Raw genomic sequence first — 17,103 nt, forward strand, 5'->3', positions numbered from 1 at the left:
ATGATCAAGAGCATTCTGGTCGCCAATCGCGGCGAGATCGCCTGCCGCGTGTTCCGCACCGCCCAGGCCATGGGGATCGCCACGGTGGCGGTCTATTCCGAGGCCGACGCCGAGGCCCCGCACGTGCGCATGGCCGACACAGCCGTGCTGATCGGCCCGGCCCCGGCGCGCGAGAGCTATCTGGTCGGTGAAACGATCATCGAGGCGGCCCTGGCGGCCGGCGCCGACGCCATCCATCCCGGCTACGGCTTCCTCTCCGAAAACGCGCAGTTCGCCGAGGCGGCCGCCGCCGCGGGCCTGACCTGGATCGGCCCGCCCCCCGCCGCGATCCGCGCTATGGGCCTGAAGGACGCGGCCAAGGCGCTGATGGCCGCCGCTGGCGTTCCGGTCACCCCCGGCTATCTGGGCGAGGACCAGAGCCCGCAGCGCCTCCAGAGCGAGGCCGACGCCATCGGCTATCCGGTGCTGATCAAGGCCGTGGCCGGCGGCGGCGGCAAGGGGATGCGCAAGGTCGAGCGGGGCGAGGACTTCGCCGCGGCCCTCACCGCCTGCCAGCGCGAGGCGGCCGCCTCGTTCGGCGACGACCGCGTGCTGCTGGAGACCTATGTCGCCCGCCCGCGCCACATCGAGGTGCAGGTGTTCGGCGACGCCCACGGAAATGTCGTCCACCTCTACGAGCGCGACTGCTCGCTGCAGCGTCGCCACCAGAAGGTCATCGAGGAGGCCCCCGCCCCCGGCATGAGCGAGGCCGCGCGCGCCGCCGTCACCAGCGCGGCGGTGAAGGCCGCCCAGGCGGTCGGCTATATCGGCGCCGGCACGGTCGAGTTCATCGCCGACGCCAGCGAGGGCCTGAAGCCCGACCGCATCTGGTTCATGGAGATGAACACCCGCCTGCAGGTCGAGCATCCGGTGACCGAGGCGGTGACCGGCCTCGACCTGGTCGAATGGCAGATCCGCGTCGCCTCGGGCGAGCCCCTGCCCCTGCGCCAGCAGGAGATCGCGCTGCACGGTCACGCCATCGAAGCGCGGCTCTACGCCGAAAACCCCTCCGGCGGCTTCCTGCCTTCCATCGGAACCCTGGAGCACTTCCGCCTGCCCGAAGACCTGGTGCGCGTCGACGCCGGGGTGGAGGAAGGCGGCGAGGTCTCGCCCTTCTACGACCCGATGATCGCCAAGCTGATCGCCCACGCCCCGACCCGCGAGGGGGCGAGCGACCTGCTGGCGCAAGGCTGCAGCGAGGTCGAGGTCTGGCCCGTGAAGACCAACGCCGGCTTCCTGGCCCGTTGCCTGGACCACCCCGACTTCATCGCCGGCGAGGTCGACACCGGCTTCATCGAGGCACGGCTGGAGGCCCTGGCCCCCGCGCCGCCGCCCTCGGCCCACGCTCTGGCCTCGGCGGCCATGGCGGCGGTTCTCGACGAGGAGGACCGCGCTCCGGAGCCCTGGACGCACCTGACCGGCTTTCGCCTCAACGCCCCGCCAGCCGGCGCCATCAAGCTCTATCTGGACGGCCAGGCCCTGGACGCGCCGCTAGCCATCGACGACCTGCCCGGCGACGTGCTGCTGACCGACGCCGGCGAGATCGTGGTCTTCGACGCCGGCGAGGCCTTCGTCCTGACCACCCGCCCGCCCGCCAAGGACGCGGCCCACGGCGGGGGCGGCGACGGGGCGATCCGCGCACCGATGCCGGGCAAGGTCGTCGCCGTGGCGGTCTGCGTCGGCGACAAGGTCGCGCGCGGCCAGCCCCTGCTGACCCTCGAAGCCATGAAGATGGAACACGCCCTCACCGCCCCCTTCGACGGCGAAGTCGAATCCCTCGCCGTCTCCGTCGGCGACCAGGTCAGCGAAGGCGCCGTGCTGGCGCGCCTGACGGCGGGCTGACGACGGCCTCGGAGACTACGCGGCCCTGGCCACCTGAAGCTCGATGTGCAGGCCCGCAGCCGCCAGCATGTTGACCAAGGTATCGAGGCTGAACAGGTCGATCTTCCCGCGCACGAGGTCCGAAACCCGCGGCTGGGTCACGCCGAACAGCTTGGCAGCCGCCGCCTGGCTCAGGCCTTCCTGGGCGATGTGGTCACGCAGCGCCATCATCAGGCGCGAACGCAGCTTCATGTTCTCAGCCTGACCGGGATCGCTCTCGATAGCGTCCCAGACGCTGGCGAAACGCTTGTCGCTCATCCTCTTCGCTCCTTGAGCAACTCCTTGTAGCGGCGCGTCGCCAGGTCGACGTCCAGGCGGCTGGTCCGCTGCGACTTCTTTTCGAAGCAATGCAGGACGAACACGGCGTCGGCGAACTTGGCCACATAGATGACCCGAAACGCTCCTGCTCCGTCGCGAACCCGTATCTCCCGAACACCCTGACCGATGGTGCTCATCGGCTTCCAATCGTCGGGATCGCGCCCGTTCTGCACCAGATCGAGCTGAAACCCCGCCTCCCGTCGCGCGCCGGTCGGAAACCTCCGAAGATCGTCGAGCGAACTCCCGCAGAACGCGAGGAGCTTGGGCGTCTCAGTCATCACCAAACGGGACTATACAATATTTTGTATATGGAAGCAACTCGCCTGTCCGCCTCAGAGCGCCCGTTTGTAAAGGGCCAGCAGTTCGGCCCAGGCCTTTTCGGCGGCGGGCTCGTCGTAGACCTGGCCGCCCTTCACCGTCCAACCGTGGTTGACGCCGGCATAGACCTCGACCTTGGCCGGGCGTCCGGCCTGGGCGAGCGCGGCCTTGATCTGGTCTTTGGCGGCCGGCTCCTTCTGGTCGTCGTTATCGGCGATCAGCACCAGATATTCCGCATGGCTCCTGGCCAGGGTCAGGTGCGGGCTGGTCGGCGCATCGGTGTGGAGCCCGCCGCCGTGGAAGCTGGCCACCGCCCCAACCCGCGCCGGAACCGCCCCTGCGGTATAGAAGGCCAGCGGCCCGCCCATGCAGTAGCCTTGCGTCCCGACCTTCTTCTTGCGGTCGGTCTGCGGCAGGGCGTCGAGATAGGCGATATAGGCGGCCGCATCGCGCGCCGTCCCCTCCGGGGTCACGCTGGGGCGCAGCGCCGTCAGCTTGGCGCGGTCGTCAGGATTGGCGAAGTTGAAGCTCCCCTCCACCACCGGCGCGCGCTTGACGCGATAGTAGAGGTTGGGGACCAGCACCACATAGCCGCTCTGCGCCAACCGCCGTCCCATCTCGCGGAACGCTGGGCGCAGGCTGACCACGTCGGGCCAGATCACCACCGCCGGCCAGGCGCCCTTGCCCTCGGGGTAATAGAGCGCCGCGTCGGCCACGCCGTCCGGCGTCTTCACCTCCACGTCCTTCTCGACCACCGGCGTCGCCGCCCCGGCCGCGCCGGCGGCCAGGCCCGCGGCGGCCGCGCCCATCAGCCCGAAGGCCCGCCGCGAAAGGGTGGGGTCCTCGATCAGCCCCTGGTGGATGTCGTCGTCGCACATGGCCGCGCCTCCTGCTCGCCCTACACGCTTCACAGCGCATGAGGGCCGGCATTTGTTGCGGTCATGTTTCGCAGCCCAAGCCCTCGGAGCGCCAGATCGGACCGCCAGACCTGTCCGCTCCGGCCATCTCGCCCGCCGAAAGAGCTCCAAGCGTGACAAGCCGCGCGCCGAGCGCCAGTCTGGCGCCCATGACCCTCGCCCCGCTCCCCGCCCAGCCCGCCGACGTCGCCTGGCCCACCCAGGCCTGGCCGGCCGGCGGCCTGCCCGACCGCCTCAACCGCCCGCGCTTCGAGGCCCTGCTGAAGACCGCCTTCGAGACCGACGCCCTGGGAGAGACCCACGCCCTGGTCCTCGTCCAGGGCGGGCGGCTGGTCTTCGAGCGCTACGGAAAGGACCACGGGCCGGACGCCACCTATCCCTCCTGGTCCAAGGCCAAGAGCATCACCCAGGCCCTGGTCGGCCTGCTCGTGGGCGACGGCAAGCTCGACATCCACGCCCCCGCCGATGTCCCCGAATGGAAGGCGCCCGGCGACCCGCGCGCGGCCATCACCCTCGACCACCTGCTGCGCATGTCCAGCGGCCTGAAGTTCGTCGAGGACTATGTGCCGGGCCACGTCTCGGACGTGATCGAGATGCTGTTCGAGAGCGGCAAGGCCGATGTCGCTCACTACGCCGCCAGCCAGCCGCTGGAGCACGCGCCGGGCAGCTTCTGGTCCTACGCCAGCGGGACCAGCAACATCGTCGCCCGCGCCGCCGGCCAGGCGGCCGGCGACCTCAAGGCCTATATGTTCGAGCGCCTGTTCGGCCCGCTCGGCATGACGAGCCCGATCCCCAAGTTCGATGCGGCCGGCACGTTCATCGGCTCCTCCTTCTGCTTCGCCACCGCCCGCGACTTCGCCCGCTTCGGCCTGCTCTACCTGCGCGGCGGGGTGTGGGAAGGCCGCCAGCTCCTGCCGCCCGGCTGGGTCGACTACGCCCGCACCCCGACCTTCCAGCAGCCGGGCGTCACCGAAGGCGCCTATGGCGCGCACTGGTGGCTGGGCGTGGCGGGAGAAGGCTCGTTCTCGGCCAACGGCTATGACGGCCAGTACACCATCGCCGTTCCCGACCTCGACATGGTGCTGGTTCGCCACGGCGCCACGCCGCTGGAGAAGAAGGACGCGCTGAAGGCCTGGGTCGGCGAGTTCGTGGACGCCTTCCGGTGATCTGGGCGGCGCTCGCCGGCGACCCTGCCGCGCTCTGACCGCCCCCGCCGTGGAGCGGTAAGATTCCTTCCCCGCTTGGGGAGCAACTAACGCGCGGCGTCCGGGTCGCCGGCCAGCACCACGTCGCGATAACGCAGGGCCGCGGCGGCGGGCATGGACGACCAGCCTTGCAGCAGCGAGCCGCGGCCCCAGGGCGGGGCGAAGTATTCGACCGTTCCCATCCAGCCCCGGGCGAGTGAGGTCTCCCACCAGCGCAGCAGCGGATAGCGCCAGCCGGGCAAGCCGCGGCGCAGGCGTTCCTCCGCATACATCCCGTCCAGCCAGGGCCAGTCCGAGCCGTTGTGGTAGCGATAGGCGAAGGCCGACTTCGAGCGGGTGTCGGCCCGGCGCCCATAGGGTGGAAAGGCGCACATCACCCCCCAGTCGCCGAACGGCTGGCCGCTGTCGCCGCGGCTTTCCAGCCGGGCGCGGACCGCTTCCAGCACCTGGAGCGCGCGATCCTTCGGAACCGCGTCGTGGCGCAGCAGGGTCAGGCTGTCGAGGGCGAGGTGGCCCTCCAGCACCGGCTCGACCTCCTCCAGGCCGGCCGGCGCGCAATAGTCGGCGTACCAGCCGCCCGCCTGCCACAGGGCCGGGCCGATCCGCGCGCGGGCTTCGCGCGCCAGCGCCGCGGCCGCCTCCCCCAGCGGCGGGTCCAGCCGCGCGCCCAGGCGCGCCGTGGCGTCCAGCGCCCCGACCCAGAGCCCGAGGTCATAGGCGACGAAGCCGCTGCGATAGACGTTGTCGGCCCAGTCGCGGTCGTGCCGCGGCTTCACCGGCAGGCCCTGCTCGCAAAGCCCGCGATAGCGCTCGAAGATCGCCGCGATCAGCGGCCAGTGCCGCTGGGCCGGCTCGATGTCGCCGCTCGCCCGCTCGTAGTCCGAGACCGCCAGCACGAAGAACAGCGGCGAATCGAAATGGTCGCTCCACCAGTCGTTCGAGCGGGTATGGATCCAGTCCATGCCGAACACCGTGGTCCGCAGCTCCTCCCAGGCCCGCGCCTGTTCGGGGCCGGAGACGATCACGCCGCTGGGCGCCTCGCCGTCCGGCTGCACGCCGGAGGCCAGCATCTCGATCTCCTCGTGGACGATGGCCGGGGCGACCTCCAGCAGCAGTTGCAAGGTCCAGTAGCCGTCGCGGTAATAGGTTCGGGCCGGCGCCGAATAGTGCAGCCCCGCCGCCAGGCCGTCGAACCGGCCCCGCTCGTCGCGCCGCACGCTGGAGAGCGCGGCGTGGGTTCCCTGCATGACCATGCTGCGCAGCATCGGATCGGCCTGCGGCAGGCGATCGCAATGGGCGACATGGCCCTGCGCCTCGGCGACGATGATCTCGACGGGAAAGCCCAGGGCGCGCTCGGCCTCGGCCAGGTCCGTCCCGGCGGCCACCACCAGGTCGCTTCCGCGCTGCTCGATCAGCACGCTGGCCCAGGGCAGGTCGATCCGCCGCCGGCCCGCCTCGCGCGCCACCCGGGCCTTCGGATGCTCCATCCGGTCCCAGGCCGCGCAGCGCCGTGCGGGCGTGAAGCTGCGATAGCTCGCCCCACGGATCGCCATCACCGGCGCCTCCTGGGCGACGAAGATCCCGCCGCCCAGCGCGGTCAGCATGTTCGGCCCGTGTACATAAGGTCCGGCCAGCGGCGTGAAGCGCAGCCGCCCCAGGTCGCCCTCGCCCCACAGCGCCAGGTCCCCGAACCCCGCCGCCGACAGCTCCCCCTGCAGCCGCGGCGCCATCACCGGCAGCAGCACCGGAACACGGCTCTCCACCAGGCCGTCGGCCCGCGGCGTCAGGATCGGCTCGCTCATCGGGTCCTCCCGGCCAACGTTGGCTCGCAAGCAAGAACGCCGAAGGGCGCAGTTGTTTTCATTTCTCCGATCCCCCTACCCCCGCACCGCTCCGATCAGCGCGCGCAGGTTCGGGCCCGACACGATCTCGATCCAGTAGCCGTCGGGGTCCCTGATGAAGGCCAGGCCCTTCATCGCCCCGTCGTTCGGGCGCTTGACGAAGTCCACGCCCAGGGCCTCGAACCGCGCGCAGGCCGCCGCCACGTCGGGCACCGACAGGCCGATATGGCCAAAGCCCCGCGGCTCGGAATTGCCATTGTGGTGGGAGAAATCGGGATCGTCCTCGGTCCCCCAGTTGTGGGTGAACTCCAGCAGGGCCGGCTGCTCGAACACCCACTGCACCCGCTCGCCCGGATCGGACGGGATCTCGCCGCCCGGATAACCCATGAAGTAGAGCGAGAACTTCCCGGCCTCGAAATCGTAGCGGTCCAGCAGGGTCATCCCCAGCACGTCGCGATAGAAGGCGAGGGTCTTCTGCGGGTCCTTGATCCGCAGCATGGTCTGGTTCAGCACGAAGCCTTCAGTCTCGCTCATCGATCGGCGTCCCGTGCGCCCTGGCCGCCACGGCCAGTTCCTGGCGCATCACGCTCCTTAGCCGCTGCGGCGCGATGATTTCCACCTTGTCGCCCCAGGTGAAGAGGTGCCAGGCCAGCTCGCGCATGCCGCCAGCCGTGAAGCGCACGATCACCGAACCGTCCGCCTGCGGCTCGATCGACTGGGTCGGGTGGAAGCGCCAACCCAGCGCCTCCTCGGCGCCATGCGGAAAGATACGCAGCACCACCTCCTCGACCTCGTCCTGGTAGATGCCGAAGCTGCGGTTGACGAAGGCCTGCAGCGAGAATTCCGGCGGCCGCGCCCCGGGGGTCTCGGAAACCTCGATGTCGCCGATACGGTCCAGCCGCCAGGTGCGCGGCTCGGGCGAATCCCCTTCTCCCCCCACCAGGTAGTTCGAGCGGCCGAACAGCAGGCCGAACGGGGTGATCTCGCGCACCCGCCCGGGCGAGGAGCCGCCCTCGTAGCGCAGCTTCAACCGCCGCAGCGAGACGATCGCCTCGCGCACCGCGCCCAGCACGGTCTCGTCCTCGAACGGCCGCGGGCCGGCGTGGATGGCCATGGTCTCGGCCTCCAGCAGCGCCTCCAGGTCCGGCGCCAGCTTGCGCCGCGCCCCGGCCCGGATCGCCGACAGCACCTTCTGCTCCAGCGACAGCAGCGCATTGGCCCGCGCCCGCGCGCCTGCCGCCTTGAACTGCTCGGCGGCGGCTCGCAAGGCGGCGAACTCGTCGGCGCTGGGCGCCTGGAAGATGCCGTCCAAACCTGCCGGTATGCGGAAACGCCGGGTCGGCGGGTCGTCCACCTCCTCCATCTGCGGGAAGGCTTCGCGCACGGCGTCGCGCATGCGCTCGACCGTGCGCCGGCCCACGCCCAGCCGCTCGGCCATCTCGTCGAGCGTCAGGCCTTCGGCCGAGGCCGCCATCATCCGCGCCAGCTCCAGCAGCCGCGCCGCCTTTTCATGCCGCATGAGAACACATCACGAACCATCTTACGTCCGATTATGACGCATCGGCACCTTATCCATGATCCTGCCGAGAGGAAAGGAGCCCCCGATGCCCGCCGCCGCCAAAGTCACCGCCTTCCGCCGCACCTACGCCGACCCGGTGTTCCTGTTCGACGCCCGCCGCCCGCTGGTCCCGGCCAGCGCCGAAATGATCGACCAGGTCATCACCCACGCCGATGTGGCCGTGCGCCAGTCCGGCGGCCGCCTGAAGCTGCGCATCTCCGCAGGCATGATCGAGACGCTGCAGGCGCAAGGCAAGCTCGGCCCCGACGCCCACCGCCTGGCCGACCTCACCGTGATCTGGGACGAGGCCGAGGGCCAGGTCCTCACCGTCCGCGACGACGCCCGCCTGCGCGACGCCGCCGCCCGCTGGGCCGATTGGGACGCCCTCTTCGACGAAGAAAGCTTCCGCCCGGTCAGCGCCGCGGCGTGACCTGGGCCCCGCCAGGGCTTCCGACACGAAGACCAGGCGCGGCCGGCGTCGATATCCTCAGCCGCTCGGCGGCCAGGACGCTCTCTCGCGCCACCCTGCAATCCACTCTTGCGAGTCATTCGCAATATCAATACGGTTGCGGGGCGCGATGGAGACTCGCATGCCCCAGCCCTCCCCCGACGACCACGCCCGACTCTGCGACCTCACCCAGGGTGAGCACATGCTGCTCTGGGCCTTCCGGGCCCATGCGTTCGGGGCCGGCGGCTGCGACCTGATCCGCCGCCAGTTCTCAGACGCCTTGGGCCCGCTGGGGATAGAGGCGCTGACCGCCCTTTCGGTCTTCGTCCGCGAGCTGGGCCTGGTCGGCAAGCGGCGCATCACCCTGGCCGCCCCCGGCTCCTATCGCCTGACCCGCGACGAGCAATCGGTGCTGGCCGTGTTCGCCGCCGCCCAGGAAGAGGACTATCCGCGCCTGGAAGCGCATCTGAGCTGGCTATTGGCCGACGCCCCGCGCGGCCCCTTCCCGGCCGCCGCCTGCCTGGTCGCCCAGGCCCTGGCCTTCGGCGGCTTCGTCCTGCGCGCGCCCGAGGCGCCGGCCGCCCGAGTTCCGCCGCTGGAGCAGGCCGACGGCGGCAATGTCGTCGCCTTCGCGCGCCGGGCCGGCTGATGGCGCGCATCGACCATCTCGTCTGGGCCGCGCCCAATCTGGAACGGGCGATCGTGGACCTGGCCGAACGCACCGGCGCTGTCGTCCAACCCGGCGGCGCCCATCCGGGGAACGGCACGCGCAACGCCATCCTCGGCCTGGGCGAGCGGACCTATCTGGAGGTGCTGGCCCCCGATCCGTCCCAGGCGCCGCTGGCCGCCCCGGCCGGGCTCTCGGCGCTGAAGGCGCCGCGCCTGCACACCTTCGCCGTCGCCGCCGAACGGCTCGACCGCATCGCCTCCCAGTTGGAAAAGTCGGGCCTGCCGCATCCGGGCGTCATCCCCATGTCGCGTCGCCTGCCCAGCGGGCGGCTGGTGCGCTGGCGCCTGCTGATCCCCGCCGGCCATCCCTACGGCCAGGTCGTCCCCTTCTTCATCGACTGGGGCGACAGTCCCCACCCGGCCGACGAGGCCGACGAGGCCTGCCGCCTCGAAAGCCTCACCGTCACCCATCCCGAGGCCTGGAGCCTGCGCGCCCTGCTGGAGCGCCTGGACGTCGAGGTGGAGGTGGAAACCGGCCCGCCAGCCCTCAGCGCCCGCCTCTCCACCCCGCGCGGCGAGGTCGCCATCGGCTCGGCCTGAGGCCCAGCCCCCTTCCGCGTCCGCCGCCCCGGGTCTATCTGAACAGGCGAAGGAGAAGCCCATGACCGACCAGCCGGACGTCGCCCGCACCGACGAGCGCTTCGAGATCAGGATGGGCGGCGAGGTCGCCTTCGCCGACTATCGCCTGAAGGGCGACAGCGTGATCTTTCCGCATACGGTCGTGCCCGACGCCTTCTCCGGCCAGGGCGTCGGCAAGCGGCTGGTCGAGGCGGGCCTGGCCTTCGCGCGAGAACACAAGCTGTGGGTGCGCCCGCACTGCTCCTTCTTCCGCGCCTACATCGCCAAGCGCCCGGAACTGCACGACCTGGTGCATCCCGACGAGCGGGCGGGCCTGGCCGCCTGAGCCGTCAGCCCATCGAGACGACCACCTTGCCCTTGGCCCGGCCGGTCTCGAGATAGGCGAAGGCTTCGGCGATCTGCGAGAACGGGTAGGTCCGGTCGAGGACGACCCGGATGCGCCCGGCCTCGATCCACTCGGCCAGTTGGGCGAGGTCGCGGCCGCTCGGCCGCATGAACATGTAGCGGTAGTCGACGCCCGCGGCCCGAGCCTTGGCGCGAACGCCGCGGCTGACGATCCAGAAGAGGCCGGCCAGCACCACCCGGCCGCCGAGATCCTGCAAAGCCGTCCGCGGCTCTGGCACGGCGGCCACCGACACGACCTTGGCGCCCCGCTTCACGAGATGGAACATCCGCTCCAGGGTCTCGCCGCCGACCAGGTCGAGGCCGGCGTCGAACTCGCGCCCCAGGCTCGAAAGATCGTCGGCCGTGTAGTCGATCACCTCATCGGCCCCCAGGCTGCGGACCAGCGCCTCGCCGCGGCTGGACGCCGTGGTGGTGACGTGGGCGCCCAACTGCTTGGCGATCTGGATCGCGAAGGTCCCCACCCCGCCCGCGCCGCCTGAGATGAAGACCCTCTGCCCCGGCCCAACCTTCAGCTCGTCGCGCAGCGCCTGCAGCGCGGTGAGCGCGGCCAGGGGCGTGCCGGCCGCGGTCTCGAAATCGAGATCGGCCGGCATGAGCGCGGCGTTGTCCTCGCCGATCAGCGCCTGCTCGGCGAAAGCGCCCGGCCGATGCTTCTCGACGCGGGCATAGACCCGGTCTCCCACCGAAAAACGCGTGACCTCCGCGCCGACGGCCGCGACCACGCCTGCGAACTCACAGCCCAGGGCGGTGGGAAGCTTCAGGCGATAGAGCGGCCGCAACACGCCCTTGCGGAAGCCGACATCCACCGGATTGAGCCCGGCCGCCCGCACGTCGACCAGCAGTTCATGTGGCCCGGGCCTGGGCGCCGGAATGTCGGTCAGGGCCGCGCACTCGGCGCCGCCATACCGCTGGAGAACATAGGCTCGCATGGGCTGCTCCTCTCGACGGCCCCTGCTCTAACCTGCAAGCCAGGTTGAAGGTCAAGCGGGGGCCGGCCTGCCGACTTCGGGGGCGGGCGCACCGGCGGCGCACCGCGCCCGCCTCAAGCCGTCTTGGTCGGCACGATCACGTACTTCTCGCCGGTCGCGCGCCGGTGATAGGCGGCGATGACCTGCGGCTCCAAAGCCTCAGCCAGCGAGATCTGCGCGGTGTAGTGGCTGGCGAAGGTGGTCTTCAGTTCGGCGGCGACGCGGGCGCGCAACCTGTCGGCGGTCTCCGGGCCGACCTTGGCCAGGAACAGCGGCAACAGCCAGCCATTGATCCCCCAGGCCAGGCCGAAGCTGTGGGCCAGCTCCGTCGGACGCGTGTCGAGCCCGCCATAGATATAGACCTGCTTGTGCACCGACGAGCCGTAGCGGCTGTAGGCCGTGGCCTTGCGGTTGAGCGCCGCTTCCATCGACCAGAGAATCTGCGAGGCGAGCCGGCCGCCGCCCACGGCGTCGAAGGCGATGGTCGCGCCGGTCTCGGCGATGGCGTTGGTCAGCTCGTCGACGAAGGCCGGCGAGGTCGAGTCGACCACGTACCGGGCGCCGATGTCCTTGAGCATCTTCGCCTGCTCGGCGTTGCGCACGACGTTGACCAGCCCGACGCCGTCCGCAATGCAGAGCTTGACGAGCATCTGGCCGAGGTTCGAGGCCGCCGCCGTATGGACCAGGGCGGTGTGGCCCTCGCGGCGCATGCTCTCGATCATGCCGAGCGCGGTCAGCGGATTGACGAAGCACGAGGCGCCGTCCACGGCGCTGGCCCCCTCGGGCAACGGCATGACGTCGGCCGCCTTGGCGATGCGATGCTGGGCGTAGGTCGCCCCGCCGTTCAGCGCGACCAGCTTGCCGAGCAGGGCCTGGGCTTCGGGAGACGTCCCGGCGGCCACCACCTTGCCCGCGCCCTCGTTGCCGACCGGCATGGAGGCGTCGGCCCGCGCGGCCAGGGCGCGCATGGCGGGCTCGGCGATCGGCAGGGTGACGACCGCCGTCGCTCCGGCGCCGACGACGCTCGCCCGGGCGACGTCGGCCGGCCCGATCAGCAGGCCGAGGTCCGAAGGATTGATCGGCGCGGCCTGCATCTCCACCAGCACCTCGTCGGCGCCCGGCTCGGGGATGGGAACCTCGACCAGCGACAGCTCCAGTTGGCCGCTCGACTTCACCAGCGAGCGCAGTTGCAGGCTCGTACTCATGGGCGTCTCCTCTCTCGACGGCGACCGCTCTAGCCTTTAAGTCAGGTTGAAGGTCAACAGGGGAGGCCGCAGGCGTGCTGATCGGAGAGATTGCGAAACTGACCGGCCTCTCGGCCTCGCGCATCCGCTTCTACGAGAGCCAGGGGCTGCTCAGCGCCTCGCGCCATTCCAACGGCTATCGGACCTACGCCGCCGACACCCTCGTCGCGCTGAACGTCATCACCAGCGCCCAGGACGCGGGCTTCACTCTCGATGAGATCCGCCGCCTGCTGCCGGGCGATCCGGCCGGCCCGCACCACGGCGATCTCGTCCCGGCCCTGCGCGCCAAGCTCGCCGACATCCGCGCGATGGAAAAACGCCTGGCGCGGACGCGGCGGCGGCTGGAAACCCTGATCGCCGACATCGAGGAGCGGCCCGAGGGGCTGTCTTGCGAAGAGAACGCCGACCGCATCCTGCGCAACTTCGAAGCAACGGCCTAGCTAGGGCGGCCAGGCGCCGCGCCGGGCGTCATCGGCATGTTGGCGCCGCCAGAGCCGGAAAACCTGCCGATCCACGCCGCTTCGGCAGGCTTGCCGATGCTTGGCTCGCCTCAAGCGCGAGCGCCCTGGGCGCCGCACGGAACGCCGCATCTCGGGCTCGGCTATATTGGGCGGGCGCCAGATGAGGCGTTCAAACTGGACTTTCATTCAATATGGCTTCTCCACGCCACAACCCGCAAAGACTGTAGGGCGGGCGCTGAACGCTCGGCATGGTTGTTACCAATTCAACCTGCCGAAGGCTGGAGTCCGCGCGCCAGATTGTCGCAGAGCCGCGGCGGAAGTCCCGGCTTTTCAAGCAGGTTCCCCGATCGGCAGGGCGACCGGTAACCTTTTCTTCAAGCGGGCGCCCGTACCGAGGACGTGAATGCGGCGAAAGGGCGGCGGAAGGTCCGCAACCGGCTCGCAAGTATTCGCTCAAATAAAAGCGCGCAGCGAGGGTCCCGGCGACAGATCCTGTCGGTGCGCCACATCCCGTGACCGAGGACACCCCCTGTGTTTTTCGACGACCTGAAGATTTCCCGCAAACTGACCCTGGGCTTTGCGGCCGTGACCCTGACCATGGCCGGCATGGGCGGGGCCATGCTGGTCAACCTGCGCACGCTCGATCATGCGCGCGACGAGATCAAGGAGAGCCGCCAGATCGTCGCCGCGCTCGATGAAGCCAAGTTCTTCATGACGCGTCAGGAAAACAGCTATCGCGGCTACCTGCTGTCGAAAGACGAATACTATATCGATCGCGTCAACAAGCATCGCGCCAACTTCAAGAAGCGTCTCGACACCGCCAAGGCGGCGCTGGAAGACCAGCCGAACCTCGCCGCCGAGGTGACCGCCGCGGCCGCCGCCGCCGACAAGTGGTACAGCGACGTCTTCGAGGCCGGCGTGCGCCTGAGCGCCGATCCGGCCACCCTGCCCCAGGCCATCGCCATGGTCGGCCCCGACGGAACCGCCGACGCGGTCATCGGCCCGGCCGAGGACGCCATCGAGGCCGTGCAGACCGCCGTCACCCGCGAGACCGAGCAGTTGCAGGCCCAGCAGATCGCGGCGACCCGCAGCGCCTATGTCAGCCTGGCCGCGGGCCTGGCCCTGGCGGTGATGATCGCCATCGGCCTGGGCATGCTGCTGACCCGGATGATCGCCGCGCCGGTGACCGCCATGACCGCGGCCATGCGCCGCCTGGCCCAGGGCGACTTCACCGCCGCCGTCCCGGCCATCGGCCGCAAGGACGAGGTGGGCGAGATGGCCCAGGCCGTCTCGGTCTTCAAGGAAGCCGGCATCGAGAAGCTGCGCCTCGAAGGCCAGAGCGCCGAGCAGCGCGCCCAGGCCGAGGCCGAGCGCGCCGCGCGCGAAGCCGAGAAGGCCCGCGAGGCCGAGCAGGACGCGATCACCATCGACGCCCTGGCCGAGGCACTGGACAGACTGGCCTCCGGCGACCTCACCCACCGGATCGACGCACAGTTCGCGCCCAAGGCCGAGCAGCTCAAGACCGACTTCAACGCCGCCATGAGCCAGTTGCAGGACGCCATGAGCGTGGTGGTCACCAATGTGCGCGGCATCAAGAACGGCGCCGGTGAAATCTCCACCGCCGCCGACGACCTGTCGCGCCGCACCGAGCAGCAGGCCGCCAGCCTGGAAGAGACCGCCGCGGCGCTCGACGAGATCACCGCCACCGTCAACAAGACCGCGGCCGGCGCCCGGACCTGTTCGGAAGTGGTGCTGGGCGCCCGCGGCGACGCCCAGAAGAGCGGCGAGGTCGTGCGCCAGGCGGTGGAGGCCATGAGCGAGATCGAGCAATCGGCCCAGCAGATCAGCCAGATCATCGGCGTCATCGACGAGATCGCCTTCCAGACCAACCTGCTGGCCCTCAACGCCGGCGTCGAAGCCGCCCGCGCTGGCGACGCGGGCAAGGGCTTTGCGGTCGTCGCCTCCGAAGTGCGCGCGCTCGCCCAGCGTTCGGCGGAAGCGGCCAAGGAAATCAAGACCTTGATCGGAGCCTCGACCCAGCAGGTCGGCCAGGGCGTTCACCTGGTCGGGGAGACCGGCGAGGCCTTGCAGCGCATCGTCGGCCGCGTGGCCGAGATCGACGGCCTGGTCAGCGAGATCGCCGCCAGCGCCCAGGAGCAGGCGGTCGGCCTGCAACAGGTCAACACCGCCGTTAACCAAATGGATCAAGTCACGCAGCAGAATGCGGCCATGGTCGAGGAATCGACGGCGGCGAGTCACGCCCTGGCCGGAGAGGCCGAGGTGCTGGCCGGCTCCGTCGCGCGGTTCAAGATCGGCCAGCCGCAACGGGTCGCGGCCGCGCCTCGGGCCGCACCGGCCTTGAAGCGGTCCGCCCGCGACGGGTCTGCGCTGCGCAAGCCGCAACCGCAGGCCGACGGCTGGGAAGAGTTTTAAGGGCCCGCCTCCTGCGGGTCCCTGGGGGGACTATCGATGTCTGAACCGCACGCGCCTGCGGTCGTGAGCCTGCCGCCCATTCTCGACCTGCAGGCGGCCGAGCCCCTGCGGGCCGAACTGATGGCCCTGCGCGGCCGCCCGCTGACCCTGGATGCGTCCCAGGTCACGCGCCTGGGCGGCCTTTGCCTGCAAGTCCTGATGTCTGCACGGAAAATCTGGGCCGAAGACGGCCACAGCTTAACCGTGGATCAACCGTCTTCGGGCTTTTCAGAGCAATTGGCTGCGTTCGGCGAGCCTGATCTGCAATTCGGGTCTTAAGGGGGGTACTCGTGAGCAAGACCGTTCTGACCATCGACGACAGCCGCACCATGCGGGAGATGCTGAACCACGCGCTGGTTCAGGCCGGCTACACGGTGATCCAGGCCGTGGACGGCGTCGAAGGACTGGAAGTGCTGCAGGCGAACGGCGCCGATGTCGTCATCACCGACATCAACATGCCCCGCCTCGACGGCTTCGGCGTGATCGAAGGCGTCCGCGCCGATCCGAACCACCGCGCCACCCCGATCCTGGTGCTGACCACCGAGAGCGACGCAGCCAAGAAGGAGCGGGCCCGCGCGGCCGGCGCCACCGGCTGGATCGTCAAGCCTTTCAATCCCGTGAAGCTGGTCGAAGCCGTCCGCCGCGTCGCCGCCTAATCCCACTACCCGACCCGGAGCGCTCCGTTGGATCCGTTCGAGAGCATCAAGCAGACCTTCTTCCAGGAGTGCGACGAACTCCTAACCGACGCCGAACAGGGTCTGCTGGCCATGGAGGCCGGCGAGGCGGACAGCGAGACCATCAATGCGGTGTTCCGGGCGGTCCACTCCGTCAAGGGCGGCGCCGGCGCCTTCGGCCTCGATGAGTTGATCCGCTTCGCCCACGTCTTCGAGACGGTGATGGACGAGCTTCGCTCGGCGAAGATGGAGCTGACCGACGAAGTCGCCAAGGTGCTGCTGCGCGCCTTCGACGTGCTGGCCGACCATGTCGCGGCCGCCCGCGACGGGACCTTCGTCGACGAGGCCCGCTCGGCGGGCATGCTCTCCGAACTCAAGGGGCTGATCGGCGACGAGGCCATGGACGACGACGCCCTCGGCGACGACGAGGACTTCGGCTTCGTGCCGATGACCGTCTCCATCGACGACGACGCAGCGCCCGCCGCAGCGCTCGATCTCGACCTGCCGCCGCCGATCGCCATGGAAGACCTGGCGCCGGCCGGGACCACCTGGATCATCGAGTTCGCCCCCAAGAGCGAGATGTACGCCAAGGCCAACGAGGCCGGCCTGGTGCTGCGCGAACTGGCGCGCCTGGGCGCCACCGAGGTCGAGCTGGACGACAGCGCCCTGCCGCCGCTCGACCAGCTTTCGGCCGAGACCGCCTACATCTCCTGGACCGTCCGCCTGACCACCGACGCGGACGAAGCCGCCATCCGCGAGGTCTTCGAGTTCGTCGAGGACGACTGCGCCCTGTCGATTCGCCGTGAAGGCGCAGAGGCCGCTCCAGCCGCCGAGGCGCCCGCCACCGACGACGACCTGGCCAAGGCCAGCGCCGAGGCGCCGCTCGACATCGAGGCCCTGCTGGCGCGTGTCGCCGGCGACGCGCCGGCCGCCGAACCCGCCCCCGAACCGGTCGAGGAGCCCGCGCCGGCCGACGACGTCGCCTCGCTGATCGCCCGCGCCCAGGCCGAAGCCGCGCCGGCGCCGGCTGCTGCGCCCGCACCGGC

Annotated in this window: 19 protein-coding genes; 11 read left to right on the top strand and 8 right to left on the bottom strand. The window is 70.3% G+C overall.

Features of this window, described 5'->3' with window-relative positions:
- Positions 1-1,881: a biotin carboxylase N-terminal domain-containing protein gene (locus ACE3TL_RS08995; RefSeq protein WP_374578376.1), complete on the top strand. Its 1,881-nt coding sequence runs from the start codon at positions 1-3 to the stop codon at positions 1,879-1,881.
- A gap of 15 nt (positions 1,882-1,896) precedes the next feature.
- Here ACE3TL_RS08995 and ACE3TL_RS09000 read toward each other — a convergent pair whose 3' ends face one another.
- The 3 genes from ACE3TL_RS09000 to ACE3TL_RS09010 are packed head-to-tail and all read right to left on the bottom strand — an operon-like array spanning position 1,897 to position 3,434.
- Positions 1,897-2,178: a helix-turn-helix domain-containing protein gene (locus ACE3TL_RS09000; protein ID WP_374578377.1), complete on the bottom strand. Its 282-nt coding sequence runs from the start codon at positions 2,176-2,178 to the stop codon at positions 1,897-1,899.
- Positions 2,175-2,516 (bottom strand): type II toxin-antitoxin system RelE/ParE family toxin, encoded by a 342-nt coding sequence (locus ACE3TL_RS09005; protein WP_374578378.1) that lies wholly within the window; start codon positions 2,514-2,516, stop codon positions 2,175-2,177. The genes ACE3TL_RS09000 and ACE3TL_RS09005 overlap by 4 nt, the downstream gene beginning before the upstream one ends.
- Before the next feature lie 54 nt (positions 2,517-2,570).
- Complete coding sequence (locus tag ACE3TL_RS09010) at positions 2,571-3,434, bottom strand: dienelactone hydrolase family protein (protein WP_374578379.1); 864 nt, start codon at positions 3,432-3,434, stop codon at positions 2,571-2,573.
- 152 nt (positions 3,435-3,586) lie between these two features.
- Here ACE3TL_RS09010 and ACE3TL_RS09015 point away from each other — a divergent pair, with 152 nt between their 5' ends.
- Complete coding sequence (locus ACE3TL_RS09015; RefSeq protein WP_374578380.1) at positions 3,587-4,639, top strand: serine hydrolase domain-containing protein; 1,053 nt, start codon at positions 3,587-3,589, stop codon at positions 4,637-4,639.
- An 86-nt stretch (positions 4,640-4,725) separates the two neighbouring features.
- Here ACE3TL_RS09015 and ACE3TL_RS09020 read toward each other — a convergent pair whose 3' ends face one another.
- The 3 genes from ACE3TL_RS09020 to ACE3TL_RS09030 form a co-directional block, all read right to left on the bottom strand.
- Positions 4,726-6,480 carry a hypothetical protein gene (locus ACE3TL_RS09020; protein ID WP_374578381.1) on the bottom strand — a complete coding sequence of 585 codons (1,755 nt, stop codon included), beginning with the start codon at positions 6,478-6,480 and terminating at the stop codon, positions 4,726-4,728.
- Positions 6,481-6,555: 75 nt separating this feature from the next.
- Positions 6,556-7,053, bottom strand: coding sequence for a lactoylglutathione lyase (gene gloA / locus ACE3TL_RS09025; protein ID WP_374578382.1), 498 nt, complete (start codon positions 7,051-7,053; stop codon positions 6,556-6,558).
- Positions 7,040-8,038 carry a helix-turn-helix transcriptional regulator gene (locus ACE3TL_RS09030; RefSeq protein WP_374578383.1) on the bottom strand — a complete coding sequence of 333 codons (999 nt, stop codon included), beginning with the start codon at positions 8,036-8,038 and terminating at the stop codon, positions 7,040-7,042. The genes gloA and ACE3TL_RS09030 overlap by 14 nt, the downstream gene beginning before the upstream one ends.
- Before the next feature lie 85 nt (positions 8,039-8,123).
- Here ACE3TL_RS09030 and ACE3TL_RS09035 point away from each other — a divergent pair, with 85 nt between their 5' ends.
- The 4 genes from ACE3TL_RS09035 (at position 8,124) to ACE3TL_RS09050 (ending at position 10,158) form a co-directional block, all read left to right on the top strand.
- Entirely contained in the window at positions 8,124-8,507 is a 384-nt protein-coding gene (locus ACE3TL_RS09035) for a hypothetical protein (protein WP_374578384.1), read from the top strand.
- Between the two features lie 160 nt (positions 8,508-8,667).
- Positions 8,668-9,174, top strand: a complete 507-nt coding sequence (locus ACE3TL_RS09040; protein ID WP_374578385.1) for a hypothetical protein — start codon at positions 8,668-8,670, stop codon at positions 9,172-9,174.
- On the top strand, positions 9,174-9,794 hold the full coding sequence (locus ACE3TL_RS09045) for a VOC family protein (RefSeq protein ID WP_374578386.1): 621 nt from the start codon (positions 9,174-9,176) through the stop codon (positions 9,792-9,794). The genes ACE3TL_RS09040 and ACE3TL_RS09045 overlap by 1 nt, the downstream gene beginning before the upstream one ends.
- A 61-nt stretch (positions 9,795-9,855) precedes the next feature.
- The gene (locus ACE3TL_RS09050; protein ID WP_374578387.1) at positions 9,856-10,158 is read left to right on the top strand and encodes a GNAT family N-acetyltransferase; all 303 of its coding nucleotides are present in this window, start codon (positions 9,856-9,858) and stop codon (positions 10,156-10,158) included.
- 4 nt (positions 10,159-10,162) lie between these two features.
- Here the strand turns inward: ACE3TL_RS09050 and ACE3TL_RS09055 are convergent, their stop codons facing one another.
- Together ACE3TL_RS09055 and ACE3TL_RS09060 are read right to left on the bottom strand one after the other, a co-directional pair.
- Positions 10,163-11,167 carry an NADP-dependent oxidoreductase gene (locus ACE3TL_RS09055; RefSeq protein WP_374578388.1) on the bottom strand — a complete coding sequence of 335 codons (1,005 nt, stop codon included), beginning with the start codon at positions 11,165-11,167 and terminating at the stop codon, positions 10,163-10,165.
- A 113-nt stretch (positions 11,168-11,280) separates the two neighbouring features.
- The gene (locus ACE3TL_RS09060) at positions 11,281-12,411 is read right to left on the bottom strand and encodes a zinc-binding dehydrogenase (RefSeq protein WP_374578389.1); all 1,131 of its coding nucleotides are present in this window, start codon (positions 12,409-12,411) and stop codon (positions 11,281-11,283) included.
- Between the two features lie 74 nt (positions 12,412-12,485).
- On the opposite strand from ACE3TL_RS09060, the gene ACE3TL_RS09065 reads away from it, so the two are divergent.
- From ACE3TL_RS09065 to ACE3TL_RS09085, 5 genes are all read left to right on the top strand, one after another.
- Positions 12,486-12,890 carry a MerR family transcriptional regulator gene (locus ACE3TL_RS09065; protein WP_374578390.1) on the top strand — a complete coding sequence of 135 codons (405 nt, stop codon included), beginning with the start codon at positions 12,486-12,488 and terminating at the stop codon, positions 12,888-12,890.
- Between the two features lie 552 nt (positions 12,891-13,442).
- Positions 13,443-15,344, top strand: a complete 1,902-nt coding sequence (locus ACE3TL_RS09070) for a methyl-accepting chemotaxis protein (protein ID WP_374578391.1) — start codon at positions 13,443-13,445, stop codon at positions 15,342-15,344.
- 63 nt (positions 15,345-15,407) lie between these two features.
- Positions 15,408-15,662, top strand: coding sequence for an STAS domain-containing protein (locus ACE3TL_RS09075; RefSeq protein WP_374578392.1), 255 nt, complete (start codon positions 15,408-15,410; stop codon positions 15,660-15,662).
- Between the two features lie 11 nt (positions 15,663-15,673).
- Positions 15,674-16,039 (top strand): response regulator, encoded by a 366-nt coding sequence (locus ACE3TL_RS09080; protein WP_374533061.1) that lies wholly within the window; start codon positions 15,674-15,676, stop codon positions 16,037-16,039.
- Positions 16,040-16,066: 27 nt separating this feature from the next.
- A partial coding sequence (locus ACE3TL_RS09085; protein ID WP_374578393.1) for an Hpt domain-containing protein occupies positions 16,067-17,103 on the top strand: 1,037 nt, incomplete at its 3' end.

The organism is Phenylobacterium sp. (assembly GCF_041920015.1).
In the GTDB taxonomy this organism is placed as follows: domain Bacteria; phylum Pseudomonadota; class Alphaproteobacteria; order Caulobacterales; family Caulobacteraceae; genus Phenylobacterium.